The organism is Nitrospiraceae bacterium (assembly GCA_020632595.1).
In the GTDB taxonomy this organism is placed as follows: Bacteria; Nitrospirota; Nitrospiria; order Nitrospirales; family UBA8639; genus Nitrospira_E.
Map to the genome: position 1 here is coordinate 262,539 of JACKFF010000005.1, position 20,349 is coordinate 282,887.

Below are 20,349 nucleotides of genomic sequence, written 5' to 3' on the forward strand. Positions count from 1 at the left end.
AACGCCCGAAAATCGCTATTGAGAAGTCCTCATTCCAGGTCAAAGGAACCACGTCCCTATTAAAGCAATGGCGTGATTCCTTCGTGTTCCACATGAATAATAATCCTGAGGCAAATGGTGGGGGCTACTTGTTCATGAACTGTCAGTGATTGCCAAATTTCTTCATAGCCTCGCGCTAATTCAAGAAGAGGGTCTTGCTCAGACTCCTCAGGAAAAGACATCTCATGCGTTCCGCTCTTTATGGACTCGATTATTTGGTAAAGGGTTGTAGCAGATAACGAAAGATGCTAGCCCGGAGATTTTTCTAACCAACCTTTGGCTTCGGGGTAAAATTTACCTAAAATTTCCTGACTCATCCTTGAGAGTAAAAGCACGAGTTTGTCCTGGAGGTGATCCGTAATTGCTGGTGTGGGTAGCGGCGATCGGGCCAGTTTCCACACTTGGTGTAAGGCGTCCTTTTGCTGTTCAAGAACGTTTTCGGCGGCGCGTTGCCAAAAAACGGGAAACTCTCTGGGGTCGGTGTAATCTCCCCGTCCCCTCCCGCAATGGGTTACCGCTAAATAGCGTAACAATGCATCCCGCGTTTGTCGGTCAAGAAAGGCAGGGACCCAGGAAATCCGATTGGGATCGCCTGTTCCCTGACTTTTGGCATAGGTTCGTTCAGCGAATGCTCCAAGGATCGCTCCTCCAATGGTAAACGCGCCATGAGAGAGTCCTCCGGTAGCCAAGTCCGAGGCCAATCCGGCTGCTGCGCCACTGGCCACTGCTCCCCAGAACGTTTCTTCTTCCCACGGTTTTTTTTCACCCGGCACGGTTACATCTTCGATCCTGGATTTGAGTGTGTGCGCGACATCGCCGGTTAATCCATGTAACTCGATAAGATTTACAGTGACGTCTGAAATGCGCTGTGCTAAACGATGGTCCAGGGCCTGAATCGCATGTTTGATTTGCGGTTTTTTTGAGAGCCCCGTCGGCTCTGGAGGAAGGTATTCTCCATCCAAGGCGGTCTCGATCAAGAGTTGAGAGAGACGGGTCATAGATGTATCAAAAATCTGCCGGTGGATGGCATACCAGGCCTTTCCTAATTTTTGCATCGTGTGGCGTTTTTCCGATGGCAGGACCTGAGTGACGTGATCCCATAACACACCTTCCTGAACCCAGCAACGCGTAAAGGCATCCAGGCTCATCACGTCTTTAATGACACGTTGATTGATCCAGTGTTGCTTCCAAAGGGATTCCAATTGTCGCTGTTGTTGTGGATCAATCAGTCCGGTTTGATTCACTAACACGATGACGGGTTTGTTCAGCCAAGTGAGGAGCTCGAGTTCAGGTTGAAGATAGCCCGCCATGGATGGGTCTTCTGTTGCATTGACGAGGTATAACACCACGTCAGCTTCATCCCTGACATTCCGGATCGCTTGCTGACTGCACCAAAACGGTTTGTCTGCTAGACGGTCCCAGACTTGAGACACCACCCACCCAATCGGGTTGGTGAGTCCTTGAAGACGACCCAGGAGCTTGTGGCTATTTCCAAAGCCCGGGGTATCCCACAGGTTGAGTCGGGAACCATCAGAAGTCTCCAGCAATACAAAGTGTTCATTTTGAAGCGTGACATGGGCCTGATCAAGCACCTTTCCGACGTCGCGACGCAATAGAGTTCGGGCTAAGGTGGTCTTTCCGATATTGGTATGGGCAATGAGGGAAAGCGTGATAGAAGAAGAAAAAGCGGTCATGTCATCACACCTTTGGGAGGCCACAGAGCAGCCTGGGCCTTCTCAAGAAGCTGGTCGCGGGATGTATCTTTGGCATGGAAGGCCACGATTTGCAGATGGTGGTCGTTGGCGAGTCGTTGCCAGGTTTGTTGACGTCCTTTCATTTGTGTCTGATCGGCGAGGTGCTGATAGGGCTCCAGGTCCAGAACAAGGAGTAAGTGATGTTGTCCGTTACAGGATTTAATTGAGGCTTGAAGCATATGAAAGATTTCCCCATGCACCTCAGCTTCCGGGGTTTGCGCCACATTACAGATAAGAACCACCGTTTGAGGTGAGGAGGTTGTCTGCAGCCGGGGAACGCTTGTCTGTCCATAAGGAAGCGGATCTCTCCAATGCAAGGTGGCCTGATTGCCAATGAGATCCAGAAGGCATTCTCCCAAGCAGTCTAAAGCGGCCGGAGAAGGTTGATAGCTATACGGCACAATGTCAATTTGGATTCCCTGTCCGCGTTCAGTACTCAGTAGCTGAAGGTAATACGGCTCATCCAGAGGGAGCATGAAGGATTGCACGGCTTTACGTGCGAAGCGTGCGGATAGCCAGGCTAGGGTCATCCGAGGGATGACGATTCCTATAAAGGCCGTCAGTGCCCACATATGAATCCATGGAGCAGCAGATCCATGGCCGGGAGCTTGAAGATGTGCAAGGTCTTCGGCTGGTGGAAAGGGAAAACCCAGGATCCAGGCTGCTGGACCCAAGAGACCGTTTAAGACCGTATGCACCTGTGTTGCTGATAAGAAGGTGCTTTCCCACGTGGCCTGATAATCTAAAACCAGTCCACGGACATACATACTAAGGATGATGCCTAGTGCCAGACAGGCTGATCCAATATGCAGTAGATGACGAACCCGACTGATAATGACGGGGTGCCAATGCCTCCACCACAGGTTCATAAATCGTTCGGAAGATTGAAGAATCCATTCTTTGACCGAATCATCAGGTAAGGCCATTTTTGGCCACGGTCCTTTCCCCAACCATTCCGTCACGGTGGCAAATCCTTTGGCCAGTTGACGGAGAAGTGGACCGGTTAGGTCTTTTCCCAGAAGCGGTGGCAGAATGGTACCCGTATAGGTCCCCATGTTCCACAAAAGCAAAATCAAGAGGGGAAAGTTTAAGAGATTGACTCGTTGGGTCGTTCCCAGCCCATTGATAAACAGGCCGGCTGCAAAGGCCGGTATCGCCACGATGGTATAGGGAATTGTAGCCTGAGCGCCTCGAAACGATTCCGTGATCATGGGGTAAGAAGTGGAGAGAAAGTTCCAGAGAGATTCCGTCCGATCAGTGAAAAATTGGATAGAGTTTTTTACTGACGAGGATGGTTCGTCGGGCGCAGCTTTTTTTGCGTGTTGGGTGGCTCGCTGTCTGGTGGAGTGTGAGATGTATCGTCCTTGAGGGTCCGATTGTTCCAGCGCCTGGATTAACAGAATTCTTGATACCTGCTTGAAATTCATATCTGGAGCCATTTTGGCATCTTATTCTATGGTTTTTTTCGGTATGGGGTCATTAAGCAAACAGCCTGCCAGGATTGACCTACAACCATGATTGAGCTGACCGTTGTGTATGGGAAGAAGGTGATGTGTTTTGTGGTGTGATAAATGGCTAATTGCATGTTGTGAGGTCAACCCAGGGAAACGGGAGACGCAGCATATTTTTAGCTTGCATGGCTCAGGTATGGAGGGAAACCGAACCGGTATGTTGTGACTTGGAAGAAGAACCATCCGGTTGAGGCTCCTCCTGAGGCTTATTGTTTACGGATTGGGCAGCGGAGGCCTCAGAATCTAACAAGATGCTGATCCAACGGGTCGAGGGGTTGCTTTCTAAGGCAATTTTCACCACCATGGTCATGGGAACGGAAAGCAACATTCCAACCGGTCCCCACACCCACCCCCAGAACACTAAGGAGAGAAAGACAACAAGAGTGGAAAGGTTAAGCTTCCTCCCCATAAGCTTGGGTTCCACTACATTACCGAAGATCAAGTTAACGGCTACATATCCCGCGGCCACCAGCAACAGGCGTCCAATGCCGAATTGAATGTATCCCAATAGCATTGGCGGGACTGCTGCAATGATAGACCCGAGGTTTGGAATAAAATTCAACAAAAAGGCCAGAAGGCCCCAGATAAGGGGAAAATCAATCCCTAAGGCCCACACCCATAATGCGACAATCACACCCGTTCCAAGGCTGACAAGAGTTTTGATAGCTAAATAATTGTTGACGGCGTCTGTTATTTTCTTGGCCTGGGAGAAGGCGCCTTTGGGATCTCCGAAGGCGGTTCCTACTTTCTCTTGGAAGCTGGACGCCTCAAATAAAATGAAAATGACGGTGAGGAGAATTAAAAAAGAATTCGTGAGCACATTTCCCAACCCGGACAACATTTTGGCTGCGAGCCTCATTGAAGCACCCGGATCGATGGATTTCAGTAATATCCCTTTATCAAGTTGAAAACCCAACTCCTGAATCCCATGGATCATGGGCTCCATTTCCTGGGTCAATCGAGCTTGGTAGCGTGGAATGGCTTCGGAAAAGTCATCCAGGGAGGTTCCAATAATCAGAATAAACCCGACTCCGACGCTGAGAACTCCTAGGGCGACAACGAACACCGCCAATGGCGAAGGTAAGCCTTTTTGTCGAAGCCAAAAAACAGGTGATGCGCTAATAATGGCAAGAAATATTGAGACAATAAGAGGGACCAGGATGGGCTCTGCAGCCCGCATCCCAGCCACGACTATGATGAATGCTGCGGTGGTCAACAAGAATCGACCAGTTGGGGGATGACTGGAGAGCGGGAGTTGGGAATTCTGCTGGTTATGCATCATGAAAAATTTTATAGCGAAGAAACTGTCGCTTTTTGGGTATGATACCCGTTTTTTCCTCTCCTGTCTTCGAGAGGAAAGTTGTCGTTGCCAGAGGTAACTGTCAGCGGAGGAAAAGAAAATTCAAGAGTCTCTAAACTCTTGGAGTGGTGGTTGCTGTGATGATCAGGATGATGGGCTAGAGGGCTATTCCTGAATGGCCTTCAGCCGTTGCTGGAGATACCCATTCCGGACGGCACCATACAAATCGAGCGTGCCTTCTTCAACGCCTTGAAATTTTTCCAGCGTGAGCGCACGGAGATTCACCGTTTCGCCGGCGACCATTCCAAGCCGTGAAAAGTTGACGGTCATATCGTGTTGGACCAACCGTGGAGCGTCAGCTATTTCAATAAAAGGCAGAACTAACCAGTTAAAAGGGTCAAGGAAGGAATCGCCGATGAATCCAATTCCATCCCGTAAGGTGAAGGGGCCCAGGAGCGGAATCATGAGGAACGGTCCGGGCGGAACACCATAGGTTCCTAAGGTTTGCCCAAGATCCTCTTGCGGTGTCTCTAACTTAAACATAATTCCAGCCGGATCAAATAATCCCCCGACCCCAAGGGTGGAATTGATAAGGAATCGGCTCAACTCAATGCCAGCTCCCTGAAACTTTGCTTGAAAAATGTTGTTCAATAATCTCGGGACAAATCGAATGTTTTGAAACACGTTTGAAAAGCTTTGCTGGACATCGGGAGGGATGAAAAAATTGTAAACTTTGGCAGCCGGCTTCACCACGTATTTGTCCAACCGGTAATTAAATTCAAAAACGGCAGAATTAACAGGTTCAAACGGATCATAGTCCTTATTCTGGGAATCACCAGACTCGTCAAAAGGATCAAAGAATTCATTTTCATTCCCTTCGACGTCAGCGTTGAGTCCATCCTCAAATTCAGCGATCTGAATGTCGGGTCCGGTTTCCATGCCATCCTGGGGCTTCGTGGATTTTGACTTTCCCGCACATCCACCAAGTCCTACCGCCAGACATAGAATGACCCAGATGGACAATCGCATCGTTTCTCCTCTCATGCCAAAGGCTTTTCTTTTAAGGGTTATAACAGGCTCGTCCACTTCAATCTGATTGTTGGAACGCAAAATGGATTCGGTCATGTGGAATAACTTCAACTATTTCACAGATAAACCGCGCGGACTGTAACAAAATCCCATACCCAAGCCAAGAATCTCTTTCCTCCTCCCCACTGCTTTGAAGACCTGTGAGTGGTGACAAGATTCAGGCCTTTTTCGAATTTTTTGGTAAAGGCCCGGAAAAGGATGCTGAAGGGTTTGTCAGCTTCCTTGACAAAACATTACAGAAAAAGTCGAGAAAAACGTGGATACTGACCATTCTTTGTCATGATGTTTCTCAGAGGTCGTAAACCGTTTCGACGTTTTTAATAAGGCATTTCTTTCTTGTAGAGAATAAGTTTCTCATTATTTGAGAGAAGCCACCATTAACGATAATCAATGTGCAGCATGCGACAAAGCTTTTTCATTGGCATTCTCTTTGCTGATTCTTGGGAGGTGACCAACAAGGTTCACGGGGTAAATGCCTCCTAACCAGATGGTTAGATGATCTGAGAACGTTCAATTGAAGGGAGACCAGCTATGAGCCCATCGGTATCGGAGCAGAAACCTTCCTGGAATGGTTCCATTAAACAAGTGAAAAAACAAGACCGTCATGCTGTTTTGTCCGGCGACAACTCTCCTGAAATAGACCGTTCGTCAGGATTGAGTGATAAGCAACTTCCCCTATACCTAAAGGAAATAGGGCAAGTGTCATTACTTGACCGGGAGGGGGAAGTTCGTCTGTGCAAGAAAATCGAGGAAGCCCGGCGAAGTATGTTGGAGATTCTGTACTCCCTCCCTATGACCTTGGACTATCTTCAAGAACAACGAATCCGGTTGTTGAATGGCGAAATCCTGGCCAAACATATTGTTCTAAAGGAAAAAGAAGGAGATGTGGAGACCGAATCGGAGGAAGAAGCTGATATTCCAGATATTCAGACCGAACAGCAGGAAGATGAAGAATATCGTCAACGAGTAATTCAGCAGTTGAGCCACCTTTGTCATTGTGTTCAATCCCTGATGGCCAGGCGAAATGTCTCGGCATCCAAGGAAGGCACTTCGGCTTCGCTGCAAGCCAGAAAAAAATTATGGCAAAGTCTTGAAGGAGTGAATTGGCATCCTGCATTTACCAAACAGGTGGAAAGCCGCATACGGGCAACGGAACGCCAACTTACTGAAGTATTGAAACGATTAGGAATATCCCCTCAAGATATTTTTAATGGCGATGAGCGAACAGGTGGGTTGGGCCCCAATTCTCTTCCCACCACAAACCCTGGCGGTGAGGTAACCTCAGGTTCCCATCGTTCCACCCTAGAAGCCGGAGAACACCTCGTATATTTGGAGCAAGAAGTTTTGCGTCTGTGCTTTTCAGAATTCCTCGTACGGGTTCGACAATTGGATCAAGCTAAAATTCGCCTGCATTTCGCCAAGGAGGCGATGTTGGAGGCAAACTTACGCTTAGTTGTTAGTGTTGCCAAGCGTTATGTGAATCGAGGCCTCGATTTACTGGACCTCATACAGGAAGGCAATATCGGCCTGATGCGGGCAGTGGACCGTTTTGAGTATCAGCGAGGCTATAAGTTCAGCACCTATGCGACATGGTGGATTCGACAGGCGGTAACGAGGGCGTTGGCCGATCAATCCAGGACTGTGCGGATTCCGGTGCACGTGTGTGATGTGCTTACTCGAGTGCGACGAACGCTGGAACGTCTAGCGGTGCAATTGGGACGGGAACCGAAATTGGAGGAACTCAGCGGTGCGGTGGATATTCCATTAGATAAATTGTCCACGATGCTGGAAGCCACAAAAGGGACTCTTTCGCTCGAGACTCCTATGGGGGATGAAGACGGTTCGCCACTCTCTGATCTCTTGCAAGATCCTTCGGCCGTTTCTCCATGTTATTCGGCGGAACGGGCGGACCTCCAGGAAAAAGTGACTTCCCTGTTAAGGACTTTAACGCCTCGTGAGGCACATATTATTCGGCGACGCTTTGGTATTGGAGAGCTTGAGGATGCTACGCTTGAAGAGATCGGCCTTGAATTCTCTGTCACCCGAGAACGCATTCGACAAATTGAGGAACGGGCATTGGCCAAATTGCGTGAACCCCAACGGAATGAGGTTTTGCGTAATTTTTTTCAACCATCAGGTCCAGCCTTAGATTAGCCTGACACTTTTGGTAAACGTGCCATGTCTAACGAGATAGGCGACTGATTTCAGAACGGAATAATATTTTGAAAGCCCCTTAAGGGAAAAGGGTATCCTCAGAGGGTGTTGAAGAATCCGTCATTGAAGATTCGTAATAACCAAAACTACTTTGGAAATTAGCGCCGGTAGTTTGGGCATTGAGGAAGGTTGTTCCATTGAGATTGGCCTGCTGAAAATCACTCTCATGCAGGTCAGTGTCCTGAAAATCTGCCCAAGAGCAGTCCGAGGAAAAAAAGTTTCCTCCGCGAATTTGTGCACGAAAGAAGGTGGCACCGCGAAGGGTGGCATGTTGGAAATCGGCTCCTTGAAGTTCTGCTTGTTGGAAATCCGCCCATATAAGATCGGCTTGTGAAAAATTTACCCAGGCTAATTGGGCACCTCTGAAACGGACACTTCGAAGATTTGCGCCTTGAAAATTTGCGCCACGCAGGTTCGCTCCTTCAAAATTCGCCCCGGGGAGGTGGGCTTCTTGAAAATTGGCATTACGAAGATCCTGGTGGCGGAAGTCGGCCTCGCGGAGGTCAATCTGAAAAAAATCTTGAGAACTTGGTGCAGCGGTGTGGGTAGACTGCGCGTCTTCAGATTGTCCTTTTTCCTTGATTCCAGTTTGCAGGGAGCGTCTCCAATTCCTATGTGTGTGGAGAAGAAGTGCACGGTCATCTTCAACGTCGTTGAGAGGAGGTCTTAAGGGACTGTCTTCAATCGCTGCCATGGAGAAATGCCACGAAAAGTCAATAGAAAAACAAAAATGAGGTAAAAGGGAACAATGGTCTATAGAGCACGATGAAACCTTAGCGAAAATGACACCAAGGGTCCAGTCCAAAATAATAAGAGCCTAAGGCATGAAGGAACCCTAATTATGGTATAAAAATACTACGCCCCTGTGGACGAATCGAAGAATACTAAAAAATGTTTCAATGACGGACATTGCAAGCACTAGACATGTGGTGAGGTGATATGGAATTGAGCTTAATTCTATTATGGGCTGTCGTCGTATTTCTGAGCTATCAAATATGGGTATTAAGGAATAGACATTGTTCGTTTCTCCAGATACTGAAAGAAGTTTCTGATCGTATTCGACCGGGGTTAGAAGTGGTGGACGTCAGAGAGCTGAAGACCATACAAGCTGAAATTTTTCGTTTGGAGCAGAAGGTCAATTTAAGAAAGGTTTTGGAGGTTAAAGACGGGGGAAACTCTCAGCAATTTCAAGAATGTTTTCATAAAGGAGAACTTCCTGTTAATGGTCTTGAACCCATTGAGGATTCAGCTTCTGACAAGGGCGGGACCGTTCCTCGACCCAGATCGATCATGTGGAAAGGCCTTCGTTTTACGCTTAGCGATTCAATTTGGTTTAAAACGGGAGTGGTGGCGAACGAAGATGTAGAGGATGATCAAGTCCAATCTATGGTGCAAGGGCCATTTTGTCGAGGATGCCTGAAGCGATTGGTAGAGAGGGTTCCGGCCCAGATTATATATGTCCCAGCGCAGTGCCACAATTGTGGGCTATCCTGGAGTATAGGTGAGCTCGGTTATCCAGAAATGCCCCTTCGCGATCTCAAACGTATAGTCTATAACATGCTTGATCAACAGTGAGAATATGTCGAAATGTTCAATGCCAGGACTTTATGATGGGTGAGGAAGATTTAGATGCTGTCTTGTGATCTTCTGTTACCAGGCAGAACTTGTGTGGGTGTATTTGGGATGCTATAAACGACCACTATGCGCCCTTGCCCTTCTTGTTCACAAGAGAATCCCAATACCGCGAACTTTTGTTTGCAATGTGGACAAGCGCTTGGTTCACCTTCTTTAGAGACTGCAACAGAGACCAATGCTGAGGGACTAGGGACAAGGAATTCTCCCACTCAATCCCAATTATGGGAAACGTTCATTGGTCCAAGTAAATCCATTCAGTTTTCAGTTAAGACCGGATGGCTGTGGCGCTCGGCTTTTTTATACTACAAGGAAAAGTTTGAAAAAATTGAAACCCCACAAGGTCCAAGATTTGTCCTAAGTTGGAACTGGCCCGCCGCGTTGTTTGATTCGTTTCTTTGGTTTTTATATCGCAAAATGTATCTATTTGCGTTGTTATACGCTGTTGCCCCGGCGCTCGCCATTTTTATGACTGGGGATGTGATGGTGGGAATTGTATCGAGAATATTGGCAGGAGGCAGCGCGAATTACTTGTATTATTGGCATGTGAAAGACAAGGTACAGAGAATTATGGCAATGCCCAGTCTTGATGATACAAGTCGTGCTCACCTGATTCAGGAAGAGGGTGGAGTCCAGCCTTACGTCCTCTGGTTAGGGGTTCTGCTGCATATGTTGATGCTTGGCCTGTTGGCTGCGGCGATTGTTCAAGGGCCCCCCGGACAGGATCCTCTTGGTGGAATGGAAGGACGTCCTTCTCAAAAGTTCTTTTAAGAGAGAGACTCGGGATTCTCGGTGGCTGGAGGGATCTGTGATTCATTTGAGGCTGTCTGCCAATTGAACCACGCTCGAAACCATTCATAATCAGATTGATAGGCGGTTGATTTGGCGTCCCCTTGGTTGCCCTTTTCCGTCAAAAGTGTGTAGGTTCTGGGCCAATTTTTTGTCCACCAGGATTTAAGGGCTTCAGGTGTGGAGGGCTGATCGTCTGACTGGAAAATATTTGCGGCATCAACAAGCTGGGCAATAAGTTTCCAAGCTCGATCTTTTCCCAAACCCAAATTCCGAAAATGTTCCCGTAATAAAAAAACTACCCACAATTCCGCACTGTGTTTTTTGTTGTGTTTAAATGGTTGTGTTTGGCGGAGAGGAATGGGGTCAAAGTTTTTAATGATTGAGGTATAATCGGGGCCTCCGTACTCTCCGACCACTTCTGCAATACCCTCTAGCATGTTGGCCAATTCGACCTCAACTTCTGATCGAGGGGAGTCAGCGGGCATATCAAGCGGACTAGGTGTCGTGAGCATATCAATAACGGGCTTAAGTTCCCTGAGGCGACCGACTGCAGCCTTGAGGATACGTTCCGACTCCAACCAATAGTCGGAATCGTTTTTTGCAGTTCGTTCCTGTCCTGCGGGGGGAAGGACTGGGGGAATCCAATGCCTGATGAGTGTAAATAGGATATAGTCCAGATCACCGCCTTCCTGAGCTGCCCGGTCCAATGCATTTTGTGGCCCAAGACCTTGGCGGAAAAACTGTTCTGTCCGATCTGCGACGCCGTGTCGGCCAGCCAAAGCGGTCCACCAGCGTGCGAATTGTTCCCATTTATGCTCGTCAGAGGCCATATTGTTTCGAAAGAAGGTAAAAAATTCCTGGTCATGGTACGATTCGTTGCGAAGCAATGCAAGCAAAAGAAGGTCACCTAACCTGTTGAAGAGGCAACCACGAAAGGAAGCGAGGGAGGAGAACTAGATGGCTCAGTTGGTGTTAATTCGTCATGGTGAATCTCAGTGGAATCTGGAAAACCGTTTTACGGGCTGGGTCGATGTCCCATTAACTCCCAAGGGGGAGCAAGAGGCCCGCGATGCGGGCAAGAAACTTAAGGCATTTCGATTTGATTGTGCATTTACCTCAGTGTTGGTGCGTGCCAAAGAAACCCTACGATTGGTTTTGGAGGAAATTGGACAGACGACGATTCCAATTGAGGAAAATAAAGCGCTGAATGAGCGGATGTATGGAGAATTGCAGGGGCTTAATAAAACAGAAACGGCACAAAAATATGGCGAGCAGCAGGTCAAAATTTGGCGGAGGAGCTTTGATGTACCTCCCCCCGGGGGTGAAAGTTTGAAGGATACTGCCGAACGGGTTCTTCCCTATTATGAAAATCGAATACGGCCGGCTCTATTGGCAGATAATACGGTTCTAGTCGTGGCTCATGGCAATAGTTTGCGGTCCTTGGTTATGCAATTAGAGCATTTGTCCAAGGAAGCTGTGCTTGAATTGAATATTCCGACGGGTGCACCATTATGGTATGAAATGGACAAATTAGGGGAGGTAGTCGGTCATCGGTACTTGTAAGTGAGCCATCGCGCATTGCCAATGTCTCCAAAACGCAATTTCAAAGAATTTTTTCATAGAGAAAATTGCCTTGCTTGGTTGAATCATGGTCGTCATGTTCCTTTTCTTTATTGCAGGGTTGTGGATGGCTGATGGTGTGGCCTTGTTAGTTGCACCGGAACGGATGATTGCCACTCTGCGACAGTCGTTGATTGTGGCGCCAGGGTTTATAAAATGGGGTGGCGTTGCAGCCCTATTGGGGCTTGTTTTGTTATTTGGAACCAGAGAACTGCCCTACCAACCTCTTTGGATGGTCGTGGGCCTGAGTATGGTGGCAAAGGGCCTTTTCTTATATGCCGGACCAGATCGTTGGCGGTTGCGGATTGTCAAATGGTGTCTGGAACGGGATGTGATCGATTATCGCATCTGGGGGCTGGGGTTATGCGCCCTTTCTGTCTTGCTATTAGATGCGTTAGGCTGGGGAAAAGGACTGTAAATGTGTGAAATGGTAAAGACAATCCCATCCAGCTATGCCACAAGCACGATGATAATGAGGGCATATGACGGATTTTGATCGTGAGAAAATGTGCGAAACCTGGCAGGTTCATCAATCTACCGATTGGCCGGACGGGTTGGGGAGTCATGAAGGGCAACTTATGACATTAGATACAGTCATTGGTGGATGTTTGACCTATTACTTTGAGGAACATCACCTTGATGAACCACGAATCGAAATCTTACGTGATTGCCTCGGGGATCTGGAAATTATTGTCCCGGAATTATCTGAATCCACCCGTGATTATTTCAGCCGATTGCGATTTCTTGGGGTGACCCTTCTTCAAGAATTTTCCTAAACTATTTTCAAACGGAACCTTCTTCCTGGTCGTTTTCAGTTGCCAATCGAAATGAGCCTCATTATGGGCCATTCAGCCTTACTGGATTTCATGGCGTCGGTTTTTTGATTGGTTTGACGCTGGAAAAAATGCTGTGGTACCGTGGTTTTTGGTTTCTACCTATTGCCTATCACAGTTAGGTGCAGACAATGAGTCAACAAAATGACCTGAAAACGATTCTGAATAAACTACATTATTCTGACGATGCCAAGGTGGTGGAGCAGATTTCGGCCCAAACCAAACTGGTCAGGGCCCGTATGAAAGGTATTCGCCGCAAGGTGGTAGTGATGAGCGGGAAAGGCGGGGTTGGGAAAAGTATGACCACCGTGAATCTTGCGTTGGCTTTCGCGCGAATGGGTCAACGCGTGGGATTGCTAGATGTGGATATTAATGGGCCTTGTGTTCCTCAAATGCTTGGGATGCGTGGGAAGGGCTTATTGGATACCCCGGATGGAGCCGTGCCGCCGACTGGTCCATTAAATATCAAGGTCGCATCAATGGATTTTCTCCTACAAGAAAACGCTCCGGTTCGGTGGAAAGGTCCCATGGACCTCAGTCCGGTTTGGTTAGGCATGACCGAAATGAATGTCATTCGGGAGTTTCTCTCCGATATGGTGTGGGGGGAATTGGACTATTTGTTGGCCGACCTGCCCCCTGGGGCAGCAGCTGATAAGCCACCCCTCCTGGCGGGACTCATTCCTGATTTAGCCGGAGCGGTCGTGGTGACGACGCCTTCCGAGGTGGCTTCAAATGTCGTCCAAAAGTCCATTGCCTATGCTCAGGAGCTGGGTATCCAGATTTTAGGGGTGGTCGAGAATATGAGCCAGTATCGTTGCCCCTCCTGCGGAGAAGAAAACCCCTTGTTTGAGGGGGATACCGACTCCATGTGTGAAGCATTGGGTTTGCCCCTTCTAGGACGCATACCCTTTGATCGGAATTTTGCCCGCACCTTTGATAAGGGAGAACCGATCCTGGATGGAGACAATCCCACTGCGGCGAAATATCAGGATATTGCCAAAAAAGTTCATACATTGTTGGATTATCAACATGTTTTAGACGGGAAAGTGTAATGTCTCGAAGCGATCGTTGGCCTTCGCCGACGTTCAGAAGGGAAGCAAAATGAAATTTGTCTGTCTCAAATGCGAAACCTATATGACTTTTGAAAAAGTCGAAAAACCAGCTGAAGGCTCTCTTGGGGTCTTTTTTGAATGCCCCTCCTGCCAATCGCGCTTTTCAATGGTGACCAATCCCGGCGAAACCCAGATGGTCTCTTCTTTAGGCGTTCAGTTGGGGGGGAGAACCGAGGCACCCAAACCCTTGGAAATGACCCGGGGCGGGCTAGAGGACAATGTTTCGGCGGGCATGGGACAGATGGCCGCCTATTTGAACGAAAAAATTCAAGGTGGCCAATCGGCGGCAGTCTCAGCCTCAGCCCCTTCTGCGGCTCCGGCTGGTGCTGGTGCACCAGGCACCACTTCTGAAGGCGGCGGATGTCCCTTTTCCGCTATGGTTGCTCAAATGGGTTTGGGCTCAACCGGTTCGACCAGCGCTCCGGCTCCAGTTGCCGAACAAATATTATGGACGCCGGATGCTCAGGAAAAACTGGCCAAATTGCCGTCTTTTGTGCAGCCGATGGTCAAAAGCAGCGTGGAGACCTATGCCCGTAAGAATGGTTTTACCACCGTGACCCTTCAGGTGATGGATGATTCCAAGAACGCCTCTACGGAGGGGATAAAGTGGACACCGGAGGCGCAACAACGGTTGGATAATATTCCAGACTTTATTCGCCCCATGGCGCGGCGGGAAATTGAACGCCTAGTCAAAGAACGGGGACAGTCTGAAATTACGGCCCAGGTGATGGAAGAGGCCAAGGAAAAATTTATGAAATTTATGTAGCCCAAATTCGCAAACGGGTTTATGAAAAAGGCGGGACTCACTGGGTCGCGCCTTTTTTTTTATTTTTCTACCTTTTACTCCCAACAAGGTTTGGGACTTTCACGACATTTTCCCCTTGTAATATCAATATATTTTGTGCGGGGACGAAACCCTGCTATGTGAAATCCTTCCAATTCGCGTACGGTTTTGTTCGGTAAATCTTTTCGGCCTTCATGGGTAATTCAACTCCCGCCTGTTCAAGGAGCTGAGCTGTCTTGCTTAGCGGCAACCCTACCACTGAAGGATAATCCCCTTCGATTTTTTCGATGAGGTGCGCGCCTTCTCCTTGAATAGAATAGGCGCCTGCTTTCCCCAGGCTATCCTGAGTGTTCAGATAGGTCTGCAAGTCAGCATCTGAGAAGTTCTTGACCCAGACTTTGACGGTTTCTACATATGTTTCCCTTAGCTTCTTAGCCTTTGCTATTAAGGCCAAACCGGTATGGACGAGATGACATCGGCCCCGCAAGCCGTTCAGCATGTGATGGGCATTTTCTAGGTCCACCGGTTTGCCAAGGATCTGACCATCCAATTCAATGGCCGTATCGCTGCCGATGACGAGGCTGTCGGGATAGTGACTCGCCACGGATTCGGCTTTTTCAAGGGCAAGGCGACGTACATGATTGGCAGGTGCCTCCTTGCCGAGAATTTCTTCATTGATTGCAGGCGAAATGATTTCAAAGGGAAGCCCCAAGAGGCTCAGCAGTTCTTTTCGACGAGGCGACGAGGATGCCAGGATGAGGTAAGGATGGGGCATTTAGAGAATGGCCGGTGTTTCCATGTCCTGGTTGTCTAGGGCACGAGCTTGGTATTGGTTGATCAAATTAATCACATCTGTTGTGGAATGGGTACGAACGAGTTGTGCACGTATTGCCGCAGCATAGGGAAAGCCCGAGCAGTACCAGCCTAAGTGTTTGCGCATCCGTACGAAACGCTCTGCCCCATGGACCCGTTCAAACAGGGAGGCATGTTGGATCATGATTCCGAATTTTTCTTCCAGGCTTGGAACATGCTGCCGTGGCATACAGGATTGTCCGGTCTGCAACATTTCTCGTATCTGTTGAATCCCCTGAAAAACCCATGGATTGCCGAGTGAGCCACGGCCAATCAAGACGCCGTTTACGCCTGATTCCCGAATGCGGGCAGCGGATTCTCCCAGACTCTGAATATCTCCATTGCCCAGGACAAGAATGCCATGCGGCTGAATTCGTTTTGCAGCTAGGGTGATCGCTTCCCAATCGGATTGTCCTCGGTACATTTGCGCTAGCGTGCGGCCGTGAATAGAGATGACCTCTGGGTGTCCCTGGATAAGACAGGCGCTCCATTCTTCGATCATATTCCGGTCGAAGCCAATGCGGGTTTTGACGGATAATGGAATGGCTTTGCGAATTGGGGAGTGGTGAAGGTCGCTCAGGAGGTGGCCAATGGCTTCTAAAGCTTTGGGTTTCATCCCGATTTGATTCAGGGTCTGGCCGGCACTCCAATCCTGAATGCCTTTTCGCGACATCTCTATCAGTTCCAGCGCCAACTTTGGAGTGCGAATCAATCCGGCGCCACTCCCCGAGGAAGCGACGTTTTTCGAAGGGCACCCCATATTGATATCCAACCCATCAAAACCCAATTCACAGACCACATGGGCCGCTTGGTAAAATAACGCAGGTTCCTTCCCATAGATTTGGGCAATGACGGGACGTTCGGCTTCCGAGTATCGCAGGCTGTCGAGGGCCTTGAGTCTACCGGAACAGATGTCATGGACGTTGGTGAATTCCGTAAAGACCACATCAGGTTTCCCATGAATTGCCACCATATGGCGGAAGGCCGAATCAGTGACGCCATCCATAGGGGCCAGTCCAATAATTGGTTGAGGAAGGGCCTGCCATAGTGTGGAGTCGGTCTGGTGAGAGTGAGTCATGGGATGTGGAATGAAATCGGGTGCTTGAGTTCTGAGTGTATTTTACCGAAAACCTCCAGGTGTTCCTTTTAGTTCTTACACCTTTAATCCTGACACAGCGGACCGACAATTGGCAGGAACCTTCTGGAAAAGCCCAGTTGGCACATAACTTGTTTTTCCCGTTGATGAATTTGGAGTTTAGTGGATGTCATTACGTAGAAATACAACTTTAGAAGCGCCATCTGATACAAAACCTTATACAAAAAAAATTGTGGTGGAGGAAGAGATTGTACGCGAAATCAAATCTCTTTGGACAGGACCTGAGACTGATGTGCGGACGGCCTTATTAAAAGAAATGGTCGGCAGTGTGGTGAGGCTTCGTGATTTGGATACGGATGTCATAGATGTCAAAATTCTTCATCGAGCTTTAAAAGAGCTTCGCTACTCTTTCCGGGTATTTCGGCAATATCGTGAGTTGAAAAAGGTCAGTATTTTTGGTTCAGCCCGGACCCCAGGGGATGATCCCAACTATACGCTGGCGTCCCAACTTGGGAAACTCCTCAGTCAACGTGGCTTTATGGTGATCACGGGCGGTGGGCCAGGGATTATGCTGGCCGGGAATGAGGGGGCTGGTCGGGAGAATAGTTTTGGGGTGAATATAATGCTGCCTTTTGAGCAAGCCCCGAATGCGATGATTGCGGATGATAAAAAGCTTGTCCATCTGAAGTATTTCTTTACGCGAAAATTGTTGCTGGTGAAGGAAAGCCATGCCGTCGCGCTTTTTCCTGGAGGATTTGGGACGTTAGATGAGGCGTTTGAGGTGTTAACGCTGATTCAAACAGGGAAAACGCACCCGATTCCCGTCCTGTGTATTGAGTCCCCTGGTGGCAATTACTGGAAACGATTGATGGAGTTTTTTGAGCAACAACTCTTGTCTCGTGGATTTATTAATCAATCCGATTTAGCACTCTTCAAAGTCGTGTATTCGCCAGAGGAAGCGGTTAAGGAAATTCAGCAATTTTTCCGGGTGTATCATTCTCTACGCATTGTGAAAGATTCACTGGTTATCCGCATTCATCAACAGCTCTCGCAGGCCGAGATGGCCCAGTTGAACCAGGAATTTTCGGACCTCTTGACCGACGGGCAGTTTCAGCAAGTTGAGGCGTTGCCCGAGGAGTGGGATGAACCCCACATTTCACACCTGCCACGTCTGATGTTACATTTTAATTGGAAAGAGTTAGGTCGTCTTCGGCAATGCATTGATTGGCTCAATGCCCGAGGATTAGCCGTATAGGAATTTTGGATAATGCATTGAGGGTTTGTCCGGATTTATTGAAAGCTGATAAGCTCAGTCCGAAAGACGAGATGATAATGACACAAACAATGAAAAAATTTGATGAATTGCCCAATCAGAAACCACCGGACGTGGTGTTGTATCACGCCGATTGTATGGATGGATTTGGCGCTGCGTGGGCTCTTTGGAAACGATTTCCGCAGGCTCGCTATGTTGCGGTTAAGCATGGGAATCCGCCTCCGGATGGATTGCAAAACCAACATGTGGTGATGGTTGATTTTAGTTATCACCGCGAAACCATATTGGAGCTGGCAGATCAAGTGGCCAGTCTTTACATTTTAGATCATCATATTACCGCGCAGGATTCTCTGAAGGATTTGCCTTTTGCACATTTCGATATGAACCGGAGTGGCGCGGTCTTGGCATGGGAATGGGCTCACACGCAACCGGTTCCCTGGCTTCTCCAGTATGTGCAGGATAAGGATTTGTGGCAGTGGCAACTTCCCAGTAGTCGTGAAATTAGTGCGGCGCTGGCGTCATACCCTTTTGGATTTGAACGGTGGGAATCCCTTCAATTTGAAACATTAAAGATTGAGGGGACTGGTATTTTACGATCCGAGAAGGCATTGGTTGAAAAGATGGCAACCGAAGTCATCATGGTGTCGTTCGCGGGACATATGGTTCCCGCTGTTCACTCTGCCGTTTTAACCAGCCAAATAGGGGAGCATCTTTCTGAGAAGCATCCATTTTGTCTCATTTGGCATCAAAAAGATGGCCGCCGGTATTTTTCTCTTCGGTCGAAAGCCGGAGGGATTTCCGTGGCTGATATTGCAGCCCAATATGGTGGAGGGGGGCATACCCATGCTGCCGGGTTCTCTATCGCTTTAGACGGTGATTCTCAGAATTTTTTTAACCCCGTTTTCGGTCTGCCTGAATTTTCTCCCGCCTCTTCCCGGTTCTGACTATTCAAAGGGAATTTTCTTGAGAGTGAATCGATGATTCCCCTTCGGGATGACAATCCTACTGAAATTACACCTGTGGTGACGGTGGCGTTAATTGTCTCCTGCAGTATGGTGTTCCTGTATGAGATCTCTCTCTCAATCCCAAGGAGTGAAGCATTTGTTTATATGTTTGGAGCAATTCCCGCAGTCGTGTTGGGGCATGCTCAGTTACCGCCAGAGCTGGTGATTCTACCTGCCTATGGAACACTGTTTTCAAGCATGTTTCTCCATGGTGGCTGGATGCATTTAATAGGGAATATGCTTTATCTGTGGATTTTTGGAAATAATATCGAAGATGTGATGGGCCATGCGAAGTTTGTGTTGTTCTATTTAATTTGTGGGGTACTGGCTGCCTTCAGCCATGCGTTGGTTGATCCCGAATCAACGATACCAATGGTTGGTGCGAGCGGGGCGATTTCAGGGATTTTGGGTGGGTATTTATTGCTGTATCCCCATGCGCGAGTATTAGTGTTAGTGCCTTATGGGTTTATTGGAACCTTTAATGTTCCAGCGGCGATCGTATTGGGTTTATGGTTTTTAATGCAGGTTTTAAGCGGCGGTATGAGTCTTGGAAATCAAGGAGGCGGGGTCGCGTTCTTTGCGCACATCGGTGGATTTCTAGCTGGCATGATATTGATCGGATTTTTTAAGCATTCTCACGTCAGATTTTTTAACCCACCTCATTCTTCAAGTTCATTTGGATCTTGGTAATCCGGTAATTTTTTATTTTTAGGTTGTTTTCTTGCAAGATCCCCCTGATAAAGTGGGTTTTGAAATCCAACTGGATAGAAAAAATCATTTTTGTAGTTATTTCACACCGTCTAAAGCATTTTTAGGAATACCGTGGAAATTTTCATAAGCTAATAAGAATCCGGTAAGTTGCTAAAGAAGAGAAAAATGTTTTTGGAGATATTGCCGGAGGGAATTTGGAATTATTGGGTCATCCATCCAAAAGAATTGAAGAAGAATGCAATTCTTGAGGGTACTAACCTAACCAAGTTGGAAGACCGGGTCTGTAGTTTTTTGGGGAGCAAATTGATCAAATGAAAAATAAAAATAAAATATGAAAGAAAGTATTTGACAGTTTAATTCTATCCCCCTATAATCACCCTTCGCCTTGAGAATTAGATCTTTGAAAACTGAATAGCTGGAAAAACAGTGGAACAAGTGTATTGGAATGGCGGCCCTTGAAAATGGATTTTCTTTTGAGAGTTTGATCCTGGCTCAGAACGAACGCTGGCGGCGCGCCTAACACATGCAAGTCGAACGAGAATCCGGGGCAACCCGGTAGTAAAGTGGCAAACGGGTGAGGAATACATGGGTAACCTGCCCTTGAGAAGGGAATAACCCGCCGAAAGGTGAGCTAATACCCTATACGCTATCATTTTTACGAAAAAGATAGGAAAGCCAAGTCGAGGATTTGGTACTCAAGGAGGGGCTCATGTCCTATCAGCTTGTTGGTGGG

Annotated in this window: 19 protein-coding genes and 1 rRNA gene; 12 read left to right on the top strand and 8 right to left on the bottom strand. The window is 48.0% G+C overall.

Features of this window, described 5'->3' with window-relative positions:
* Positions 1 to 287: 287 nt before the first annotated feature.
* The 4 genes from H6750_11930 to H6750_11945 form a co-directional block, all read right to left on the bottom strand.
* Positions 288 to 1,733 carry a DUF3482 domain-containing protein gene (locus tag H6750_11930; protein MCB9775012.1) on the bottom strand — a complete coding sequence of 482 codons (1,446 nt, stop codon included), beginning with the start codon at positions 1,731 to 1,733 and terminating at the stop codon, positions 288 to 290.
* Complete coding sequence (locus H6750_11935; GenBank protein ID MCB9775013.1) at positions 1,730 to 3,232, bottom strand: DUF2868 domain-containing protein; 1,503 nt, start codon at positions 3,230 to 3,232, stop codon at positions 1,730 to 1,732. Before H6750_11935 ends, H6750_11930 begins: the two co-directional genes overlap by 4 nt.
* 202 nt (positions 3,233 to 3,434) lie before the next feature.
* Complete coding sequence (locus H6750_11940) at positions 3,435 to 4,583, bottom strand: AI-2E family transporter (GenBank protein ID MCB9775014.1); 1,149 nt, start codon at positions 4,581 to 4,583, stop codon at positions 3,435 to 3,437.
* A gap of 186 nt (positions 4,584 to 4,769) precedes the next feature.
* Complete coding sequence (locus H6750_11945) at positions 4,770 to 5,729, bottom strand: VacJ family lipoprotein (protein MCB9775015.1); 960 nt, start codon at positions 5,727 to 5,729, stop codon at positions 4,770 to 4,772.
* A 495-nt stretch (positions 5,730 to 6,224) separates the two neighbouring features.
* On the opposite strand from H6750_11945, the gene H6750_11950 reads away from it, so the two are divergent.
* Positions 6,225 to 7,847 carry a sigma-70 family RNA polymerase sigma factor gene (locus tag H6750_11950; GenBank protein ID MCB9775016.1) on the top strand — a complete coding sequence of 541 codons (1,623 nt, stop codon included), beginning with the start codon at positions 6,225 to 6,227 and terminating at the stop codon, positions 7,845 to 7,847.
* A gap of 79 nt (positions 7,848 to 7,926) precedes the next feature.
* Here H6750_11950 and H6750_11955 read toward each other — a convergent pair whose 3' ends face one another.
* Positions 7,927 to 8,601 carry a pentapeptide repeat-containing protein gene (locus tag H6750_11955; GenBank protein MCB9775017.1) on the bottom strand — a complete coding sequence of 225 codons (675 nt, stop codon included), beginning with the start codon at positions 8,599 to 8,601 and terminating at the stop codon, positions 7,927 to 7,929.
* Positions 8,602 to 8,846: 245 nt separating this feature from the next.
* On the opposite strand from H6750_11955, the gene H6750_11960 reads away from it, so the two are divergent.
* Positions 8,847 to 9,482, top strand: a complete 636-nt coding sequence (locus H6750_11960) for a hypothetical protein (GenBank protein MCB9775018.1) — start codon at positions 8,847 to 8,849, stop codon at positions 9,480 to 9,482.
* A gap of 180 nt (positions 9,483 to 9,662) precedes the next feature.
* Positions 9,663 to 10,310: a DUF2628 domain-containing protein gene (locus tag H6750_11965; GenBank protein ID MCB9775019.1), complete on the top strand. Its 648-nt coding sequence runs from the start codon at positions 9,663 to 9,665 to the stop codon at positions 10,308 to 10,310.
* Here the strand turns inward: H6750_11965 and H6750_11970 are convergent.
* Entirely contained in the window at positions 10,307 to 11,227 is a 921-nt protein-coding gene (locus H6750_11970) for a hypothetical protein (protein ID MCB9775020.1), read from the bottom strand. The two genes, H6750_11965 and H6750_11970, sit on opposite strands and share 4 nt — an antisense overlap.
* Positions 11,228 to 11,288: 61 nt before the next feature.
* Between H6750_11970 and H6750_11975 the strand changes: the two genes are divergently transcribed.
* The 5 genes from H6750_11975 to H6750_11995 all read left to right on the top strand — a co-directional run bounded on the left by H6750_11975 (position 11,289) and on the right by H6750_11995 (position 14,662).
* Complete coding sequence (locus H6750_11975) at positions 11,289 to 11,894, top strand: 2,3-bisphosphoglycerate-dependent phosphoglycerate mutase (protein ID MCB9775021.1); 606 nt, start codon at positions 11,289 to 11,291, stop codon at positions 11,892 to 11,894.
* An 85-nt stretch (positions 11,895 to 11,979) separates the two neighbouring features.
* Positions 11,980 to 12,369 (top strand): hypothetical protein, encoded by a 390-nt coding sequence (locus H6750_11980; GenBank protein MCB9775022.1) that lies wholly within the window; start codon positions 11,980 to 11,982, stop codon positions 12,367 to 12,369.
* Between the two features lie 64 nt (positions 12,370 to 12,433).
* Positions 12,434 to 12,727 (top strand): hypothetical protein, encoded by a 294-nt coding sequence (locus tag H6750_11985; GenBank protein MCB9775023.1) that lies wholly within the window; start codon positions 12,434 to 12,436, stop codon positions 12,725 to 12,727.
* 188 nt (positions 12,728 to 12,915) lie between these two features.
* Positions 12,916 to 13,836, top strand: coding sequence for a P-loop NTPase (locus H6750_11990; protein MCB9775024.1), 921 nt, complete (start codon positions 12,916 to 12,918; stop codon positions 13,834 to 13,836).
* Between the two features lie 49 nt (positions 13,837 to 13,885).
* Positions 13,886 to 14,662 (top strand): PCP reductase family protein, encoded by a 777-nt coding sequence (locus tag H6750_11995; GenBank protein ID MCB9775025.1) that lies wholly within the window; start codon positions 13,886 to 13,888, stop codon positions 14,660 to 14,662.
* Positions 14,663 to 14,816: 154 nt separating this feature from the next.
* Here the strand turns inward: H6750_11995 and maf are convergent, their stop codons facing one another.
* Together maf and H6750_12005 are read right to left on the bottom strand one after the other, a co-directional pair.
* Positions 14,817 to 15,455: a septum formation protein Maf gene (gene maf / locus H6750_12000; GenBank protein ID MCB9775026.1), complete on the bottom strand. Its 639-nt coding sequence runs from the start codon at positions 15,453 to 15,455 to the stop codon at positions 14,817 to 14,819.
* The gene (locus H6750_12005; GenBank protein MCB9775027.1) at positions 15,456 to 16,610 is read right to left on the bottom strand and encodes a tRNA-dihydrouridine synthase; all 1,155 of its coding nucleotides are present in this window, start codon (positions 16,608 to 16,610) and stop codon (positions 15,456 to 15,458) included.
* A gap of 184 nt (positions 16,611 to 16,794) precedes the next feature.
* Here H6750_12005 and H6750_12010 point away from each other — a divergent pair, with 184 nt between their 5' ends.
* The 4 genes from H6750_12010 to H6750_12025 form a co-directional block, all read left to right on the top strand.
* Positions 16,795 to 17,883 (top strand): TIGR00730 family Rossman fold protein, encoded by a 1,089-nt coding sequence (locus H6750_12010; protein MCB9775028.1) that lies wholly within the window; start codon positions 16,795 to 16,797, stop codon positions 17,881 to 17,883.
* Positions 17,884 to 17,960: 77 nt separating this feature from the next.
* On the top strand, positions 17,961 to 18,845 hold the full coding sequence (locus H6750_12015) for a phosphoesterase (protein ID MCB9775029.1): 885 nt from the start codon (positions 17,961 to 17,963) through the stop codon (positions 18,843 to 18,845).
* Between the two features lie 33 nt (positions 18,846 to 18,878).
* A complete protein-coding gene (locus H6750_12020; GenBank protein MCB9775030.1) occupies positions 18,879 to 19,595 on the top strand; it encodes a rhomboid family intramembrane serine protease in 717 nt (238 codons plus the stop codon).
* Positions 19,596 to 20,084: 489 nt separating this feature from the next.
* Positions 20,085 to 20,349, top strand: a 16S ribosomal RNA gene (locus H6750_12025); the annotation flags it as partial.